This is a genomic window from Sinomonas atrocyanea (assembly GCF_030812675.1).
Lineage (GTDB): Bacteria > Actinomycetota > Actinomycetes > Actinomycetales > Micrococcaceae > Sinomonas > Sinomonas atrocyanea_B.
Map to the genome: position 1 here is coordinate 176020 of NZ_JAUSTE010000003.1, position 17155 is coordinate 193174.

General features: G+C 73.2%; 15 protein-coding genes. 8 read left to right on the forward strand and 7 right to left on the reverse strand.

Annotated features, from left to right (window positions below):
* Window positions 1-53: 53 nt before the first annotated feature.
* From J2W20_RS06620 to J2W20_RS06630, 3 genes are all read left to right on the forward strand, one after another.
* Window positions 54-719: a LysM peptidoglycan-binding domain-containing protein gene (locus tag J2W20_RS06620; RefSeq protein WP_307005666.1), complete on the forward strand. Its 666-nt coding sequence runs from the start codon at window positions 54-56 to the stop codon at window positions 717-719.
* A 410-nt stretch (window positions 720-1129) separates the two neighbouring features.
* Window positions 1130-2344: a formaldehyde dehydrogenase, glutathione-independent gene (fdhA, locus tag J2W20_RS06625; RefSeq protein WP_307005667.1), complete on the forward strand. Its 1215-nt coding sequence runs from the start codon at window positions 1130-1132 to the stop codon at window positions 2342-2344.
* A 108-nt stretch (window positions 2345-2452) separates the two neighbouring features.
* Window positions 2453-3754, forward strand: a complete 1302-nt coding sequence (locus tag J2W20_RS06630) for an FAD-dependent oxidoreductase (RefSeq protein WP_307005668.1) — start codon at window positions 2453-2455, stop codon at window positions 3752-3754.
* Between the two features lie 21 nt (window positions 3755-3775).
* On the opposite strand, the gene J2W20_RS06635 is transcribed toward J2W20_RS06630, so the two are convergent.
* From J2W20_RS06635 to J2W20_RS06655, 5 genes are all read right to left on the reverse strand, one after another.
* A complete protein-coding gene (locus J2W20_RS06635; protein WP_307005669.1) occupies window positions 3776-6640 on the reverse strand; it encodes a hypothetical protein in 2865 nt (954 codons plus the stop codon).
* Window position 6641: 1 nt separating this feature from the next.
* Window positions 6642-7421 (reverse strand): C1 family peptidase, encoded by a 780-nt coding sequence (locus J2W20_RS06640; protein ID WP_307005670.1) that lies wholly within the window; start codon window positions 7419-7421, stop codon window positions 6642-6644.
* 16 nt (window positions 7422-7437) lie between these two features.
* On the reverse strand, window positions 7438-7815 hold the full coding sequence (locus tag J2W20_RS06645) for a hypothetical protein (protein WP_307005671.1): 378 nt from the start codon (window positions 7813-7815) through the stop codon (window positions 7438-7440).
* A gap of 79 nt (window positions 7816-7894) precedes the next feature.
* Entirely contained in the window at window positions 7895-9490 is a 1596-nt protein-coding gene (locus J2W20_RS06650) for a kelch repeat-containing protein (protein WP_307005672.1), read from the reverse strand.
* 296 nt (window positions 9491-9786) lie between these two features.
* Window positions 9787-10548 (reverse strand): IclR family transcriptional regulator, encoded by a 762-nt coding sequence (locus tag J2W20_RS06655; protein ID WP_307005673.1) that lies wholly within the window; start codon window positions 10546-10548, stop codon window positions 9787-9789.
* 254 nt (window positions 10549-10802) lie between these two features.
* Here J2W20_RS06655 and J2W20_RS06660 point away from each other — a divergent pair, with 254 nt between their 5' ends.
* From J2W20_RS06660 to hxlB, 5 genes are read left to right on the forward strand one after another with little or no spacing between them, the layout of a single operon-like run.
* Window positions 10803-12029, forward strand: coding sequence for an MFS transporter (locus J2W20_RS06660; RefSeq protein WP_307005674.1), 1227 nt, complete (start codon window positions 10803-10805; stop codon window positions 12027-12029).
* 1 nt (window position 12030) lies between these two features.
* Complete coding sequence (locus J2W20_RS06665) at window positions 12031-12795, forward strand: fumarylacetoacetate hydrolase family protein (RefSeq protein WP_307005675.1); 765 nt, start codon at window positions 12031-12033, stop codon at window positions 12793-12795.
* On the forward strand, window positions 12792-13754 hold the full coding sequence (locus tag J2W20_RS06670; protein WP_307005676.1) for a sugar kinase: 963 nt from the start codon (window positions 12792-12794) through the stop codon (window positions 13752-13754). Before J2W20_RS06665 ends, J2W20_RS06670 begins: the two co-directional genes overlap by 4 nt.
* Window positions 13755-13772: 18 nt before the next feature.
* Window positions 13773-14426, forward strand: coding sequence for an orotidine 5'-phosphate decarboxylase / HUMPS family protein (locus J2W20_RS06675; RefSeq protein WP_307005677.1), 654 nt, complete (start codon window positions 13773-13775; stop codon window positions 14424-14426).
* Complete coding sequence (gene hxlB, locus J2W20_RS06680) at window positions 14416-14970, forward strand: 6-phospho-3-hexuloisomerase (protein WP_307005678.1); 555 nt, start codon at window positions 14416-14418, stop codon at window positions 14968-14970. The genes J2W20_RS06675 and hxlB overlap by 11 nt, the downstream gene beginning before the upstream one ends.
* A gap of 70 nt (window positions 14971-15040) precedes the next feature.
* Here hxlB and J2W20_RS06685 read toward each other — a convergent pair whose 3' ends face one another.
* Together J2W20_RS06685 and ligM are read right to left on the reverse strand one after the other, a co-directional pair.
* A complete protein-coding gene (locus tag J2W20_RS06685; RefSeq protein WP_307005679.1) occupies window positions 15041-15661 on the reverse strand; it encodes a PadR family transcriptional regulator in 621 nt (206 codons plus the stop codon).
* A gap of 60 nt (window positions 15662-15721) precedes the next feature.
* On the reverse strand, window positions 15722-17134 hold the full coding sequence (gene ligM / locus J2W20_RS06690) for a vanillate/3-O-methylgallate O-demethylase (RefSeq protein ID WP_307005680.1): 1413 nt from the start codon (window positions 17132-17134) through the stop codon (window positions 15722-15724).
* Between the last annotated feature and the right edge of the window lie 21 nt (window positions 17135-17155).

Consider the following 17155-nt stretch of genomic DNA (forward strand, 5'->3'; position numbering starts at 1 on the left):
AATTCCGGGGACGGAAGGAGTGCCGGTGGAGTCCCGAGCATGGTGAGTTTCCTATGAAGAAGATTACCCTTACCGCCGCACGCCGTTCCCTCGCCCTCGTCGCCGCGTCCGGCGCCGCGCTGAGCGCCGCCGCCCTCGGGGCGCCCGCCGCCAACGCGGCCGACGGCTCCACGTGGGACGCGCTCGCCCAGTGCGAGTCGGGTGGCAACTGGTCCATCAACACGGGCAACGGCTTCTCCGGCGGCCTCCAGTTCACCCCGAGCACCTGGGCCGCGTACGGCGGCACGGGCTCGCCGACCACGGCGTCCCGCTCCCAGCAGATCGCCGTGGCCGAGCGCGTGCTCGCCGGCCAGGGCTGGGGCGCGTGGCCCGCATGCTCGGCCAAGCTCGGCCTCTCCGGCACGGCTGGCGCCAACCCGAGCCCGATCCAGGTGCAGTCCGCTCCGGTCGAGCGTGTTGTCCCCGTCCAGCAGGCCCCGGTCCAGCAGGCCGCCCCCGTCCAGCAGGCCGCCCCGGTTCAGCAGGCTCCGGCCCGCCACGCCGCCGAGGTTGCCGTGAGCGGCAAGACCTACACGATCGTCTCCGGCGACACCCTCGGCAAGATCGCCGAGAAGCTCAACGTCAAGGGCGGCTGGCAGGCGCTGGCGGACGCCAACGCCAAGACCATCGCCAACCCGAACCTGATCTTCCCCGGTCAGGTCCTCCAGCTCCCGGCCTGATCCCGGAGCCCTGTCCCGCCTGCGGGGCGCCCTGCTAGCCGGGGCGTCCCGCTCGCTGGGCTACTGGGCGAGTTCTGGGCCCGCCCCCCTGAGGCCCAGCCCGCCCGCACGACGCCGCATCCGCACCTCGCCGCTCCCCAGGGAGCCGGACGGGGAGCGGGTGCGGCGTCGTCGTGCTGCGGCGTCGTTGCGCTGTGCCGTCGTCGTCCTGCGGCTTGCTCGTCCTGCGGGGACCTCCAGCCCTTGACCCCCGTGCGCGGCGTGCCTAGGGTTCGAGAACCGCCACACGACGACGTCAGCGGTAACCCACGCGGTCCCCCAAAGCCGCTGCTGACGCCTGAGACGGTCCACTGAATCAGCACCGCAGGGGCGGGGGCCCCTGCTTCACTGGAGCAGAGAGGTACCAACCAATGGCAGGCAACAAGGCAGTCGCCTACAAGGAGCCGGGCAAGGTCGAGGTCATCGACATCGATTACCCGACGTTCGAGCTCAAGGACGGCCCCGGGGTCAATCCGGCCAACGTGGGCCGGAAGGTCCCCCACGGGGTCATCCTCAAGACCGTCGCCACCAACATCTGCGGGTCCGACCAGCACATGGTCCGCGGCCGCACCACGGCCCCGCCGAACCTCGTCCTCGGACACGAGATCACCGGGGAGGTCGTCGAGACCGGCCCCGACGTCGAATTCCTCAAGGTCGGAGACCTCGTCTCGGTCCCGTTCAACATCGCCTGCGGCCGCTGCAGGAACTGCAAGGAGCGCAAGACGGGCATCTGCCTCAACGTCAACCCCGACCGGCCCGGCTCCGCGTACGGCTATGTGGACATGGGCGGCTGGGTCGGCGGCCAGGCGAACTACGTGCTCGTCCCGTACGCCGACTTCAACTGCCTCAAGTTCCCGGACAAGGACCAGGCGCTCGAGAAGATCATGGACCTGACCATGCTCTCGGACATCTTCCCGACCGGGTTCCACGGCGCGGTCACGGCCGGCGTCGGCGTGGGCTCGACCGTGTACGTCGCCGGCGCGGGGCCCGTGGGCCTGGCTGCGGCGACGGGCGCGCTCCTGCTGGGCGCCGCCGTGGTGATCGTGGGCGACATGAACGCAGACCGGCTCAAGCAGGCCGCGAGCTTCGGCTGCGAGACGGTGGACCTCACCAAGGGCAGCCCCGGCGAGCAGATCGAGCAGATCCTGGGCGAACCGCTCGTCGACTGCGGCATCGACGCCGTGGGCTTCGAGGCCAAGGGCCACGGCTCGGGCGCCAAGGAGGCGCCGGCAACGGTGCTGAACGACCTCATGGACATCACGGCCGCCGGCGGAGCCCTCGGCATCCCCGGGCTCTACGTCACCGGCGACCCGGGCGGCATCGACGAGAACGCCCAGAAGGGCTCGCTGTCGCTGAGCCTGGGCACCGGCTGGGCCAAGTCCCTGTCCTTCACCACGGGACAGTGCCCGGTCATGAAGTACAACCGGGGCCTGATGATGGCGATCCTCCACGACCGCGTCTCGATCGCGAAGAACGTCAACGCCACGGCCATCAGCCTCGACGACGCACCGCGCGGCTACGAGGAGTTCGACAAGGGCGCGGCGAAGAAGTACGTCCTCAACCCGAACGGCTACCTCAAGAACTGAGGCTCCGCCCACGAACGGGCGGCCGACGGCGCGACTCTCCTCGCGCCGTCGGCCGCCCTTTCCGCGCGCGGCGGCACGGAACGGGCCGCGCACGCGTACCCTTGGGCCATGGCTGCACCGGAGCGGACGCGGGTGGCCGTGGTGGGCGGCGGCCCCGCGGGCATGGTCCTGGGGCTGCTGCTGGCCCGCGGCGGCATCGACACCGTGGTGCTCGAGAAGCACCCCGACTTCCTGCGCGACTTCCGCGGCGACACCGTCCACGCCTCGACCCTCACGCTCCTCGACGAGCTGGGACTCGGGTCAGCCTTCGCCGCGCTCCCCCACCGCCTCCTCGAGGAGGCGGAGATCCAGCTCGACGCCGGCACGGTGCGGCTCGCCGACCTGGGCCGGTCGCTGCCCGGCCTGCACCGGCACGTGGCACTCGTGCCGCAGTGGGACTTCCTCGAGATGCTCGCCGACGCGGCCGACCGCGAACCGCACTTCACGCTGCTGCGCTCGGCGGAGGTGGTGGGCCTGACGCACGACGCCGGCCGGGTCTCCGGCGTGCGCTGGCGCGACTACCGCCCGGCGGCGGGTGGGCACAGCGCAGCGGAGCCGAAGGCCGCCGAGCACACCCTCTCCGCGGACCTCGTGGTGGGCTGCGACGGCCGATGGTCCGCAGTGCGCGTGGGCGCCAACCTCGCCCCCCGGGCCTTCGGGGTCCCCGTGGACGTCGAGTGGTTCCGGCTCCCGCGGCAGCCCGGCGACCCGGACGGCGGCGTCGGGCGCCTTTCCGGGAGCGAGTTCATGGTCATGATCGACCGGGGTGACACCTGGCAGTGCGGCTACCTCATCGCCAAGGGCCAGGACGAGGCCCTGCGCGCGGAGGGCCTCGACGCGTTCCGGGCGCGGCTCGCCCGGCTGCAGCCGTGGCTCGCCGACCGCCTCAACGGCGCGCCCGAGCAGCTCGACGACGTCAAGCTGCTCGACGTGCGCATCGAGCGGCTCAACACCTGGCACCGCGACGGCCTGCTCCTGATCGGCGACGCCGCCCACCCCATGTCCCCCGTCGGAGGCGTGGGCATCAACCTCGCGATCCAGGACGCCGTGGCGGCCGCCCGGATCGTGGGCCAGTGGATGCGCCGCTCCCCCGGCCCCGTCCCTGAGGACGTGCTCGCGTCCGTGCAGCGGCGCCGGCTCCCCCCGACGAGACTCGTGCAGGCGTTCCAGCGCCTCGCGCACCGGGGGGTGGTGAACCGGGCCCTCCGGGGCGCCCTCGCGACATCGCCGGACACCCTGCCGCTGCCGCTCAAGATCCTGGGCCGCTTCCCGCTGCTGCAGCGGCTCCCGGCGCGGTTCATCGCGATCGGCCCGCGGCCCGAGCCCGCCCCGAGCTGGGCCCGGCGGCTCGAGCGCCTCGGGCCCCGCTGAACGCCGCATCAGGACATGCCGCTATTCCCCCGGGATTGCGGCATGTCCTGATGCGGCGTTCTCGGGCGGCCACCAGTTCAGGAGCAGGTCGCGGCGCGCCTGGAGGTAGGCGGCCGTGGGCAGGTAGTTGCCGTGGGTCGCGACCTGGGCCATGTAGGAGTCGGGCTCCATCTCCAGGGCGAGCCGGTCCAGGACATTGGCGTCCCGGGCGTACGAATAGCCCGGGAACCCCAGGTAGTCGGTGCGCCGCCACAGGTTCAGCCACACGGGCTGCGCCTGGCCGGCCTGCGCGGCGCCCTGCCCGTCGGGGCCCTGCCCGTTGATGCCCTGGCGCCCGGACGGGGCCGGGGCCGCGCCGAGCAGCGCGGTGAGCGGTCCCGCGCCCGGCGAGCGGCCGGCGTCGGGCGCACCGGAGACCGGGCCCGCGGGCGCGCCCACGCGGGCCAGGACGCGGGCGCGGCTGCGCGGCGGGGCGGCGGGGACCGGCAGGTCCTTGCCCTTCCACGGGTCCGCGGTCCAGAACGACGGCGCCGCCACCCCGGGCGTGCCGAGCACGTCCGGCCCGAACAGCTCCGGGAAGAACCGCCCGAAGTACGGGCGCAGCTGCATTCCGAAGCTCAGCAGGCGCACCCGCGGGAGCAGGTCCGCATGCCCGGTCGCCGCGAGATGGAACAGCGCCGCGACGCCGAGGACCGTGCCGAGGCTGTGGGTGGCGAGCAGGACCCTGCGATTCGGGTCCGGGGCGCCGTCCGGCTCGAGCCAGCGGATCATCCGGTCCGCGAGCTCGGGGACGGCCCGCTCGCTGTAGCACGCCGGCCCGAAGGGGTGCGCGGCGCGCGGGAGCCACGCCATGAGGTCCCACAGCAGCCCCAGCGGCCGCGCGGCGTCCGGGGCGGCCGCCTTGGCCACGGCGAGGGCCAGCACGGCCGCGCCGCCGAGCACCACGGCCGTGAGGACGATCAGCTGGCCGGCCTGCCACAGCCCAGCCACCGAGTCCCGGCCGAACGCCCCGGCGAGCACGCCGCGCACCCAGGCCCAGCGCCCGCTGCGGTCGCGGTACTGCCACAGGACGGCGAGCGCGAGGGAGACCGCCACGGCCACCCCGACCGTCCAGGCGAGGAAGTGCAGGAGCGGCTCGGAGCGCTGGAGGAAGGCGCTCGCGCGGCGCTGCCGGGCGATCTCGGGGCGGTAGCACTCCTCCGCCGGGTCGATGGCAGGCTCGTCGATGGTCGTGCTGCGCAGCTTCAGGAGCCCCACGACGATGAGCACGAGCATCACCACGGCGACCATGAGGCCGAGCACGCCGCCGAAGGCCCAGAAGGCGATCGGCACCGCGATGTCGTGCGCGCCGCCGGGCAGGGACACGGCCCGGAAGAGCGGGTCCCCGGGCACGGGGCCGGTCTGGAAGCGGCCCGACCGCAGCCACGCGCCGGCTCCGAGCGCGAGGGCGCTCGCGAGGAACGCCCCGACCAGCAGCCCGAGGAACATGAAGACCCCGGGCCCGGCGCCGTGCCAGGCCTCCTCGCGGGCGCGCGCGTTCCGGCGGCGCAGGGCCAGGTAGGGCACCACGACCGCCACGCCGCTGAACACGACGACGGCCAGCGCCGCCGCGTTCGCCCCCGGCCAGAGGGGATCCAGCCAACCGGCGAGCAGGGCCCAGAGGGCCGCGGTCCCGGTGGCGAGGACGGCGGCCGCGATCCACTCGTTGTAGCCGGCGCGGACCACGCAGCCCGCGGTGGCTAGGACCGTGAGCGCCACGAGGATGAGGGTCGGAGTGAGCTGCCCGCCGCCGAACGGGCCGGGGACGTCGGTGCCAGCGCCCCAGATCTCCAGGACGAGGCAGAGCACGTAGATGGCGGCGGCCAGGACCAGCAGCAGCCCCGCCTGGGCATCGCGGCTGCCGGCGAACCGCCGCAGCGCGCCCTCGCCGCCGGGGACAGGGTGCGGCGCCCGCACGGACCTCGCCCAGAAGGCGATCATGGCCGCGGAGGCGGCGAGGTGCACGAGGGCGAGGACAAAGAGCGTCGGTGCGGCGGCGCCGTCGTGCGGGGCAGCGTCCCAGGCGAGCGTGGCCACCACGAGGTCGAGGCTCGCCGCGAGGTGGGTCAGGCCCGTCGGGGAGTTGACCCGCCGCCGCATCCACATCTCGGGGACGGCGAGCGGGAGCGCGTCCGGGGCGCCCTGCGCCGCGCGGACCCTGGCGGCGTCGTGGATCCGGGTGCGGAACCGCACGTCGCTGATGAGGCCGAGGATGGCCATCGCGGCGACGGCGGCCAGGGGCGCGAGGGAGAACAGGGCCAGCCGCTGGCCGCGCGTCCACTGCCCGAGCCCGTCGAGCTGGGCGGGCAGGGCGCTGCACACGCGCCACGTGCCGGCCCGGTCAACGGGCAGGAAGCACTGGACCGCCACGAGGTCGAACACGACGGTCGAGACGGCGGAGGTGAGCAGGAGCGTGAGCGCGAGGCCGAACAGCCGCGTGATGCCGCCGCCGCTGCCGGTGCGCAGGCCGCCCTCGCGGCCGGGGTCGGTCTCGAACGCGCGCGCCCAGTACCCGGCGTTCGCGAAGCCGAACGGCGCGACGAGGAACCAGACCACGTTGTACGCGGTGCGCCACACGCCGGTGAGGAAGCCGCGGCCCTTCGCGAAGCGGTCCAGGTGCCCCCAGCTGTAGGCCTCGATCCGCGTCGGGGCGTCCGGGGCGGGGGCCTTGGCCGTGTAGAAGCCGGCGAGCCCGTCGGCGAGCGGGATGGCGCCGTCGCGCGCCACCTCGATCTCGTCGACGGCGACCCCGAGCATCTCCTGGGGCGGCGTGTTGCGGACGCCGTGGACCCGGAGCTCGAGGATGTCGAGCGCTCCCGCCCGTGGAGTGCTGGGGTCGCCGCGCATGTCAGGCGACGGTCCGGACGGTCCAGAAATCGCTGGCCAGGCCCGTCGAGAGCAGGTACTGGTAGGGCATGGTGAAGTAGCCGGCCTGTCCCCAGCCGTCGCCCCACGAGTTGCGTACCCGGAAGCACTGGGTGGCGTTGTCGTACCCGACCGCGAGGACGGCGTGGCCGCCGAGGACCTGCTCGTTGGGGGCCGGCATGGGCACGACGCCGGTGTGGGCGACCTCCGGGCCCTCGAAGGACTCGTAGACGGTGAAGCCGTACACGAACGGGTAGCCGGCGGCGAGGCAGCCCTGCATCTGGGCGATGGACCGCGCCACGCGCTGGTAGGCGATGGCGCGGTGCTGCTTGGCGTCGATGTAGCACTGCTCGCCCGGCTTCGCCGCAAACTGGCCGATGTCGTAGGGCCACTCGGTCTCCGGGCAGGCGCCCTGGGCTGCGACGGACTTGATCCCGTCGCGGATCTGGGCGCCGGCGTCGCTCGCCACCGTGTGCTCCGCGGCGCGCTCGTTGTAGTAGATGAACAGGCGCGAGGGCGTGGTGTAGCCGGCGATGCCCTCCTTGTCGGCGTCGAACTCGAGGGCGGCGGCGATCGCGTTGGCCGTGCAGGACCCGAGCTGGCCCTGGTCGTAGACGGGCGGGCAGGCTGCGGTGAGGTCCACGGAGGGCGGGAGGGCGCCCATCACCTCGCGGGGCGCGGCGAAGAGGTGGTCGCGCTGGTCCGGGACGTCCGGCACCCAACCGTAGGAGTGGGCGGTGCGCGGGGCTGCTGCTGCGGTCATGGCTGGTCCTCGGCTCTCAGAGGTACTTCCAGGAGCGGACCACGCTGAGTGATCCGCCGGTGTCCCACCACACGTCGACGCGGTTCGCGGCGAAGGCGACCTGGACGAATCCCTGCTCGTCGCCGGGCTCGGAGATGAGCCCGGCGCGCCAGGCTGCGCCGTCGTAGGCCCAGAGCGCTGCCGGGCCGCCGGCGGCGTAGTGGTCCAGGACGAGGTAGTGGGTGGTCGCGTTGCCGCCGGTCCCTGCGGGTGCGGCGCCGGGGGTGGGCTGCTTCGCCGCGGCCGCACCGGGATCGGGCGGGGCAGCGGGCTGGGACGCCGACGACGGCGCGGCCGCGAGGGCGTTGGAGGCGGCGTCGAGCTGGTCGATGACGGCCTGCGAGGGGGTGTTCATGGCTGGCTCCTAAAGGGCGGGAGGGCGGGTGCGAGGAGCGAGGGCGGGTGCGAAGGAGGGCGGTGCGGGAAGCGCGCGGTCAGTGCGGCGAGGACCAGCCCCTGGCGGTGACGAGGCCGGTGGAGTCCCACCAGACGTCGACCGCCTCCGCGGCGAAGAGGTCCTGCGCGACGCCGACGAGCTCCGACTGGCCGATCACGCGGCCGCGCCAGGCGCCCCCGACGTACGCCCACAGGGCGCCGTCCTGGCTCGGGGTCCAGGTGTCGACCACGAGGTACTGGGCGCGCCCGGATCCGAGGCCGACGGTGACGGCCACCGGTGCGGAGGCGATGCCGTTGGCCACGACGCTGAGCTCGTACGGCCCGAACTCGAGGTCGTGGGGCACGGTGAACTGGGTCGAGACGGCCGCACTGCCCGTGGCGACCGCCATGGTCGAATGCTGGGCGGTGCGCAGGTAGCGGACCTTGCCGGAGTAGGTGCCGGTGAGGCGGACGAGGGGGTAGTTCGTGGCCATCTGCGCGTCGTCCCCGTAGCCCACGGCCTGGGAGAGCCCGTTGAGCTGGATCCCGGTGAGGGTGTAGGTGCCGTCGATGCCGAGGCTCGTGGGTACGGAGGCGATGGCAGGCGCCCACGCCGGGTCTCCCCCGGGGTCCGGCTGGTAGGCGTAGAGGGCGGCGGTCTGGGCCCCGTAGAGCACCTCGCCGGTCGGGAGCAGGAGCATGCGGCCTTGGTAGATGACCTGGTCGGCGTTCGGCGGGTCGGCGGCGCGGGTGAGGGATGCGCCGTCGAACTCGAAGAACATCGTCGGCGTGGGCCAGTCCCCCGCCGCGTCCCCGGCGGGTCCCGCCGTGCAGAGCACCCGCCCGTTGGGCAGGAGCGCGGCGGGCGCGTCCTTCGCCTTGAGCAGCCTGCCCTGGGCGTCCGCCGGGAAGTCCGGCCCGGCGGCCCAGGAGCCGGTCCCGGTCGTGTTCCCGGAGGGGGTGTAGAGGGCGGTGTGGCCGGTTGCGCCGGCACAGAACACCCGGCCGTCCGGCAGGAGCAGCGCGGGGCCGATCTCGATCGAGGAGGCCTGGACGAGCTCGACCGGGGTGGAGCCGGCGCTGATCCATGCGCCGGTGGACGGGATGTACCGCTCGGCGTGGGGATGGTTGGCGCAGCTGACGGTGACCACTGAGCCGTCCGGGAGCAGCGTCCACGATTCCTCGTTGGAGCGCGCTGCCATGGTCCCGGTGGCGGTCCAGGCGTCGGCCGCGGGATCGTAGACGGCGGTGCGCCCGTCGCTGAGGTTTCCCGCGAGGAGCTGCCCGTCGGCGAGCAGGCACGCGGCCGCGTCGCCGAGGCGACCCCACCCGGGGTTGCCGATGCTCGTCCAGGTGTCGGCGGCGGGATCATAGATCTCCGCCGTGTCCGTGTCGGAGCCGGCGTCGCTGTACTCGCCGCCGGCGACGAGGACGCGGCCGTCGCGCAGCACGGCGGAGGCGTAGTAGAGGCGCGAGCTGTGCATGTCGGCGAGCTGTGTCCACGTCCCCCCGACGTAGCTGCCGGATTCATCGGGCGTCAGCCGCCACCAGCTCCGCGATCCGCCCGACTGGCACATGACGGTGCCGTCGGTGAGGAGGAGCATGGTCCCGATGGGGAAGGTCGGCTGGTGCGCGAGAGCTGCCCATGTTCCCATGGAGGCCCTTTCGCAGGGGCGGCCGCGGCCGCCCGGCTGATGGAGAACCGCACCGTGTGCGGTGAAGCCGTGGGACGGGGGAAGCCCTCGAGCCCCGGGCGGAGCGGCCGGGCCCCGGGCCGCCCCGGAGTGGGGCGGGCGGGGTGCCGACTGGAGTGCGTCGGCCCCGATGCTGGGGATGTCGGGCCGAGCGATTGATTTGTCACTCGATTTTATTAATTACGGGCCAGCGCCGTCAAGACCCTCGATTGCGCCGTGCGGGGGCCCAGCCGAGGGGCCCGGTCACAGCGCTGGGGTCAGCGCGGGGGCAGGAGGACGGTCAGCTCCTGCGCGGCCTCGTGCAGCGCCGGGAGGTAGTCGAGGAGCTTCTCCCGGCTCACGCGGTAGGCAGGGGCGGCGACGGACAGCGCCGCGACGGCGAGGCCATCGGGGTTGCGCACGGGGACGCCGATCGCGCGGATTCCGGCCTCGTGCTCCTCGTCGGCGATCGCGTAGCCCTGTCCGGCGACCGCCTCGATCTCCCGCCGGAACTGGTCCCTGTCCACCATGGTGTGCGGCGTGAATGCCGTGAGCTCGAGGGTCTCCACGAGGTCAGTGCGGGCGGGCTCGGAGGCGAAGGCGACGAGCACCTTGCCCATCGAGGTGCAGTGCAGCGGCCCCCGGCGGCCAGGCTCTCCACTGACGCTCACCGAGTGGCTGCCCTGGACGTGGTGCACGTAGAGCTGGTGGTGCCCGTCGATGACGGACATGAGCGCGCTCTCGGCGGTCTGGTCGGCGAGCCGGCGGAGCACGGGCAGGGCGGAGCCTGCGAACCCGTGCCGGTGGGCGACGCGGCTGGCCAGGGAGAAGGTCTGGAGCCCGAGGCTGTAGCGGCGGCTGACCTCGTCGACGCACGCGTAGCCGTCCCGCACGAGGGCGGCGGCCAGGCGGTGGGCCGTGCTCAGGGGGAACCCGGCCCTCCTCGCCACCTCCGAGAGGGACGCCCCGTCGGGGTAGTCGCCGAGCAGAGTCAGCAGCAGCAGGGCCTTCCCGACCATGTCAGGAGGAGTCTGGGTCATGGCCCCAGTATGCCAGAACCATTCCACGATATGGGAGGGGATGCCGGTAGGAGGAAATTTCTGGTCGCGACCCCTTGTGCACCCGCGCGGGAGGGCGCAGACTGGATTCCAAGTGGCGACAAGCCCTTCCATCATATGGAACATCACAGTGAGGTGATCTCATGTCCGACTCCGCCATGCGCCCCGGGTCCACCCGGGCGGCCGCGGCCTCTCCTGGCCATGCACGCTGGGCCCGGCTCCTTCCGATTGCATTCGTGACCTATTCGCTGGCCTATCTGGACCGCTCGAACTACTCGATCGGCGTGGCCGGCGGGATGAAGGGCGACCTGCATCTGGATGCGGGGGTCTCGGCGCTGCTGGGAGCCCTGTTCTTCCTTGGCTACTTCCTCTTCCAGGTGCCCGCCGGCATCTATGCCGAGCGGCGCAGCGCCCGCACCCTGATCTTCTGGAGCCTGCTCGCCTGGGGCGTGCTGGCCTCCCTGCAGGGCGTGGTCTCCTCCGTCCCGTGGCTCATGGTGGTGCGCTTCCTCCTCGGCGTCGTCGAGGCCGCCGTCCTGCCGGCCATGGTGATCTTCCTGAGCCACTGGTTCACGAAGGCCGAGCGCGGACGCGCCAACACCTACCTGATCCTCGGCAACCCGGTCACGGTCCTGTGGCTCACGGCGGTCTCCGGCTACCTCGTCGAGGCGACGTCGTGGCGCTGGATGTTCATCATCGAGGGCGTTCCGGCCATCGTCTGGGCCTTCGTGTTCCGGGCGCTCGTCGCCGACCACCCGCACCAGGCGGCCTGGCTCAGCAAGGAGGAGCGCGGCTACGTCGAGGACGCCCTGGACGCCGAGCAGCGCGCGATGACCCCGGCAGCCTCGCTGTGGAGCGCGCTGCGGTCCCGCAACGTCGTCATCCTGTCCGTGCAGTACTTCCTGTGGAGCCTCGGCGTCTACGGGTTCGTCTTCTGGCTGCCGTCGATCGTGAAGGCCGCGAGCGGCGAGGGGATCGGGATGACCGGCCTCATCTCCGCCATCCCGTACGTGTTCGCCGTGATCCTCATGGTCGTCAACAGCCGGCTCTCGGACCTCTCCGGCCACCGCAACCGCTACGTCTGGCCATGGCTGGCGCTCAGCGCCGTCGCGTTCTACGGCTCCTACCTCATCGGGCCCAAGAACTTCTGGGCGGCCTTCGTCCTCCTCGTGGTCGCGGGCGCGGCCATGTACGCCCCGTACGGGCCGTTCTTCGCCGCGATCCCGGAGCTCATGCCGCGCGAGGTGGCAGGCCCCGCCATCGCGCTGGTGAACTCCCTCGGCGCCCTCGGCGGCTTCGTCGGCTCCTACTTCGTGGGCTGGCTCGACGGCGCCACGGGCTCGAGCAGCGCCTCCTTCCTGCTCATGGCCGCGAGCCTCGCCGGATCCGCCGTGCTCATCCCCTTCGTCCGGCCCCGCGCGGCCGCGCCGTCCCGGTCCACGCTCCGCACCGCGGAGTCCTGAGATGCGCGTGTGCAGGATCGCCCATGCCGGCGGCACGGACTACGCGAGCTGGGACGGCGGGGAGTTCGCCGTGCTCGCCGACCCCTTCGCGGGCCGGCCGCGGCACACCGGCACCCGCATCCCCGCCGCCGGGGCCCGGCTGCTCGCGCCGGTCGAGCCCCGCACCGTGGTCGGCATGGCCCGCAACACCGGCCCCGAGGACCGGGCCCTCCCCCCGCGGGCGTTCCTGAAGGCCGCCCGCACCGTGGTCGGCCCCGGGGCCGCGCTGCGGCTGCCGGACGACGCCGGCCGGACCGTGGCCGAGGGCGAGCTCGCCCTCGTGATCGGCCGGGACACGTCGGGAGTGCGGGCCTCGGACCTGCTCTCCTGCGTCCTGGGCATCACCGTCGCCAACGACGTCACGGACCGGGACGCCCAGGGAGGCGACCCGCTCTGGACCGCTGCGAAGAGCCGGCACACGTTCACCCCCGTCGGGCCCTGGATCGACACGGACCTCGACCCGGCGGACCTCTCCATCACCGTGGACGTCAACGGGGCCGAGGCGAGCCGGGCGTCCACGGCCGGGCTGGCCCGCGACCCGGGCGAGATCCTCGCCTATCTCGCCCAGCTGATGCCCCTGGGGCCGGGTGACCTCGTCCTCACCGGCGCTCCGGGACGCGACGTCCCGCTCACGCCCGGGGACTCGGTCTCCGTGCGCATCGACGGGCTCGGAGAGCTGGGCAACACCGTGGAGGCCGGGTCGCCGAGGCAGGAGGCCGCGGCATGAGCCCGGACCTGGACGCCGTAACGTTCGGCGAGGCCATGGCCATGTTCATGGCGTGCGAGCCCGGCCCACTGCACGAGGTCACCACGTTCGAGCGCGGCCTGGCGGGCGCGGAGACCAACGTCGCCGTCGGGCTCGCCCGGCTCGGCCACCGGTCGGGCTGGATCGGGCGCGTGGGGGCCGACCCGTTCGGGACGTACGCCCTCGAGACCCTCCGCGCCGAGGGCGTGGACACGGGCGCGGCGACGGTGGACGACACCGCCCCCACCGGCTTCCAGCTCAAGGGCCTGTCCCTCGGGGGCGACCCCGAGGTGCGGTACTTCCGCGCGGGCTCCGCCGGGAGCCGGCTCGCCGCGAGCGAGGCGGCCGACGCGTGCATCGCCTCGGCCCGGCACCTGCACCTCACCGGCATCCCGCTCGCACTCTCGCCGAGCACCCGGGCCTTCGCACTGCGCGCCCTCGAGGTGGCCCGCGCCCACGGCGCGACCGTCTCCTTCGACCCCAACATCAGGCCCACCCTGTGGACGAGTGAGGCCGAGCTGATCGAGTGGACGAACGCCGTCGCGAGCAGGGCCGACTGGGTCCTGCCGGGCCGCGCCGAGGGGCTGCTCCTCACCGGCCGGGACAGCGCCGACGGCATCGCCGACTTCTACCTCGCGCTCGGCGCCTCACGGGTCGCCGTCAAGGACGGCGCGGCCGGCGCGTCCCTCCACACCGCGGGGGGCCGGTGGGACCACGCGGGCTTCCGGGTCAGCGTGGTCGACACCGTCGGGGCGGGCGACGGGTTCGCCGCCGGCTTCATCAGCGCGCTCCTCGACGGGCTCGACGACGCCTCCGCCCTCGAGCGCGCGAGCGCCGTCGGCGCCCTGGCCACCACCCACCGCGGCGACCGCGACGGCCTCCCCACCCGGGAGCAGCTCGCCGCCTTCACCGCCGCCGCCACCCTGGCGCCGGCTCCCTGACCCGAGGAGGACACCCCTGTGGAGCTCCAGATAGCACTCGACCGCATCCCCCGGGAGCGGGCGCTCGCCCTCGCGCGGGCCCTGGCCCCCTCTGCCGACGTCATCGAGGTGGGCACCTCGCTCATCAAGGCGCACGGCATGGGGCTGCTCGCCGAGATCGCAGCGGCAGCGGGGTCCACCCCCGTCCTCGCGGACCTCAAGACGGCCGACGACGCCGCGACCGAGTTCCGGATGGCGTTCGAGGCCGGCGCGCGGTCGGCGACCGTCCTCGGCGTCGCCCATGACGCGACCATCGAGAAGGCCGTCCGGACGGCGCAGGACCACGGTGCGGAGACCGTCGTCGACCTCATGGCCACGAGCGAGGAGCGGCGGGCCGGGTTCGCCGCAGACCTGCCCGACGAGGTAGTCCTGGCCGCCCATGTGGCCAAGGACGTCCAGGCCGCGCACGCCGGCCCCGCGAGCCTGCTCGGCGAGTGGGCGGCCGGACGCAGGCTCGCGCTCGCCGGCGGACTGGGCGTGGACGACCTGCCGGCGCTCGCCGCCCTCCCGCGCCTGCGCGTGATCGTGGGCGGCTCCGTGACGGGCGCGCCCGATCCCCTCGCCGCCGCGGAGCAGCTCCGCGACCGCATCGACAGCCTGAACAGCCCCGAGAGGACCCGCAGTGGCCGATGATCCCCTGACCACGATCGCCCGCGAACTGGAGCCGGTCCTCGCGCGTGTCGACCGCGACGAGCTCCACGCGACGGTGCACGCGCTCGAGGAGGCGCCGCGTGTCTTCGTCACCGGCGAGGGCCGCTCGGGCCTCATGGCGCGGGCCTTCGCGATGCGTCTCATGCACCTGGGCCTGACCGTCCACGTAATCGGAGAGACCACCACCCCGGCGGTCGGCGCCCGAGACCTCCTCGTGGCCGTCTCCGGGTCCGGCACCACGGGCCACACCGTGCAGATCGCCCAGTCCGCCGCGGCGGCCGGGGCACGGGTGCACGCGGTCACCTCGGACCCTGATTCCCCGCTCGGTCAGCTCGCCGGGACGCGGCTCGTCCTCCCGGCCGCCACGAAGTACCGGCGCCCGGGCGAGGCCCCCAGCATCCAGCCGCTCTCGAGCCTGTTCGACCAGGCAACCCACCTGGCGCTGGACGCGGCGTGCCTGATCCTCGCCGGGCGGAGGCAGGTCGACAACGCCGCCGCCCGGGCGGCGCACGCCAACACCGAGTAGGCGGCGGACCCGAGTAGGCGGGCGGCACCGAGTAGGCAGCGGACCCGAGTAGGCGGGCGGCCGCGCCGGATCAGGCGCCGGTGGCGCGTGTGCCGGCCCACCCGCCGTCGGCCGCCTCGAGACCCTCGACGAGCTCGAGGCCGCGGCGCGCCCAGGCGATCTCCGACCGTGCGCGGTCCACGAGGCCCTCGTAGGTGAAGCGCTTGAAGGCCACGGTCCGCTCGCGCGCCCCGGGCTCGGTCACCGCGAGCCTGCGGGCCAGCATCGGGTTCGCGACGGCGTCGATGCGGCGGAGCTCGCCCTCCCACTGCGCCAGCTCGCCCTCCCACTGCGTGATGTGCGCGCGGAAGAACTCGCGGGCCGCCGCCGGCGTGGCCGCCTCGAGGTAGGCGGCGCGCAGGTGGGCGGGGTCGCGGACCCGCGCGTACTCGAGCGGGGTGCCCATCCAGTCGAGGAAGGCCCGCTCCCCCGCCGGGGTGACGTGGTAGACCCGGCGCGTGGCGCGCTGGCCTCTGGCCTGCTCCTCGCCCTCAATGAGGCCCTCGGCCTCCATCTTGCGCAGCTCGGGGTAGATCTGGGAGTCGGGGGCGTGCCACACGTGCCCCACCGAGAGGGAGAACTGCTTCTGCAGGTCGTAGCCCGAGAGCGGGCCGACCCGGAGCAGGGCGAGCAGCGCGAACCTCAGGCTCATCGGACCTCCTTGAGACACGGACTCGGCACGGGGCGGTGTGCCCCGTGCCGAGTTCCCAACCTAGGCCGTCTGGTAGTTGGTGCGCCAGCCGCCGTGGTACTCCGTGCGGGCCACGGTGGAGTACGGGACGGGGCTGACCACGGCACGGACCTCGATCTGCTCGTGGGGCTCGACGGCGGCCTTGCGGCTCCCGCCGTCGGGCTCGCCCCAGACCACCTTGAGCTCGGCCCCCTCGGGCACGTTGGGGTCCACGGTCGCGAGCGAGAGCGCGCGGCGCTCGTTCGCGCTGTAGCCGGTGAACATCGAGAACCCGACCACGTTGCCGTCGGCGTCCACCACCGAGTCGTAGTTGGCCGAGCCGTAGTTGGCCAGCGGCAGGTCGAAGAACTTGTACTGCGGGCCGTCCACGTCGAAGAGGGAGCCGAAGATCTTCGTCATGTCCTCGGCGTTCCAGGCGAGGGTGACCTTGCGGCGCTGCGTGGCCGGGTCCATCTTCTCGAGGGCGTCGCGACCGATGAAGTCGTGGTCGAACTTCACGAACGAGCCGTAGCCGAGCTCCCACGGCGTGAGGTAGTAGTCCTCGATGCTGTCCGAGACGAACGAGCCTGCCAGCGTGCCCGTGGCCTCGTAGCCGTCCGCCGGGAGCCACTCGCGGTAGCCGCGCTCCGCCTCGCCCGTGTAGATGGCCGGGAGCGGCGAGGGGATCCAGCCGGACTCGAGGGTGTTGGAGGGGTAGGCGCGCGAGCCCACGGGCACGAGCCCGAACTCCGCGCCGGCCTCGACGATCGCGTTCATGATGCGGTCGTGGTCCGCGTAGGGGCCCCACACCTCGAGGCCGGGGGCGCCGGCCATGCCGTGGCGGAGGGTCCGGACCGTGGTGCCGTCGATCGTCATGGTGGACATGTTGAAGAACTTCAGCTGCTCGACCGGGCCGCCATTGAGCTTCTCGATGACCGCCCAGGCCTTCGGGCCCTGGATCTGGAAGCGGTAGTACTGGCGCGAGACGGCGTGCCCGTAGGGGCGCGAGGGCGAGCGGCGGTCGGCCGTGATGTCGAGGTTGGCGTACCCGCCCGTCTCGCCCTGGTACAGGAGCCAGTTGGTGACGGGGGCGCGGCCCACGTAGACGTACTCGTCCTCGGCCTCGCGGAAGAGGATGCCGTCCCCGATGACGTGGCCCGAGGCCGTGGTGGGGACGTACTGCTTGGCCTTGTCCACCGGGAAGTTGGCGGTGGAGTTGATCGCGGTCGCGGTGATGAGCTTGATCGCGTCCGAGCCCTTGAGGAACAGGTTGTCCATGTGGTGCGACTGGTCGTACAGCACGGCGGTCTCGCGCCACGCCTTCTGCTCCTTGATCCAGTTCTGGAAGTCCGCGGGGACCACCGGGTAGATGTAGGAGCCGATCTGGGAGTTGCGCAGCAGGTCGACGGCGCCCTTGGACGCGTCGAGGACTTCCTGCAGATTCTTCGGTGCCACGGTGAACCTCTTTCTCTTCGG

Coding starts and splice junctions, on each gene's coding strand:
- J2W20_RS06650 (WP_307005672.1), bottom strand. CDS start 9,490: ATGGGAACATGGGCAGCTCTCGCGCACCAGCCGACCTTCCCCATCGGG.
- J2W20_RS06665 (WP_307005675.1), top strand. CDS start 12,031: ATGCGCGTGTGCAGGATCGCCCATGCCGGCGGCACGGACTACGCGAGC.
- J2W20_RS06635 (WP_307005669.1), bottom strand. CDS start 6,640: ATGCGCGGCGACCCCAGCACTCCACGGGCGGGAGCGCTCGACATCCTC.
- J2W20_RS06630 (WP_307005668.1), top strand. CDS start 2,453: ATGGCTGCACCGGAGCGGACGCGGGTGGCCGTGGTGGGCGGCGGCCCC.
- fdhA (WP_307005667.1), top strand. CDS start 1,130: ATGGCAGGCAACAAGGCAGTCGCCTACAAGGAGCCGGGCAAGGTCGAG.
- J2W20_RS06645 (WP_307005671.1), bottom strand. CDS start 7,815: ATGAACACCCCCTCGCAGGCCGTCATCGACCAGCTCGACGCCGCCTCC.
- J2W20_RS06670 (WP_307005676.1), top strand. CDS start 12,792: ATGAGCCCGGACCTGGACGCCGTAACGTTCGGCGAGGCCATGGCCATG.
- J2W20_RS06620 (WP_307005666.1), top strand. CDS start 54: ATGAAGAAGATTACCCTTACCGCCGCACGCCGTTCCCTCGCCCTCGTC.
- J2W20_RS06640 (WP_307005670.1), bottom strand. CDS start 7,421: ATGACCGCAGCAGCAGCCCCGCGCACCGCCCACTCCTACGGTTGGGTG.
- J2W20_RS06685 (WP_307005679.1), bottom strand. CDS start 15,661: ATGAGCCTGAGGTTCGCGCTGCTCGCCCTGCTCCGGGTCGGCCCGCTC.
- J2W20_RS06655 (WP_307005673.1), bottom strand. CDS start 10,548: ATGACCCAGACTCCTCCTGACATGGTCGGGAAGGCCCTGCTGCTGCTG.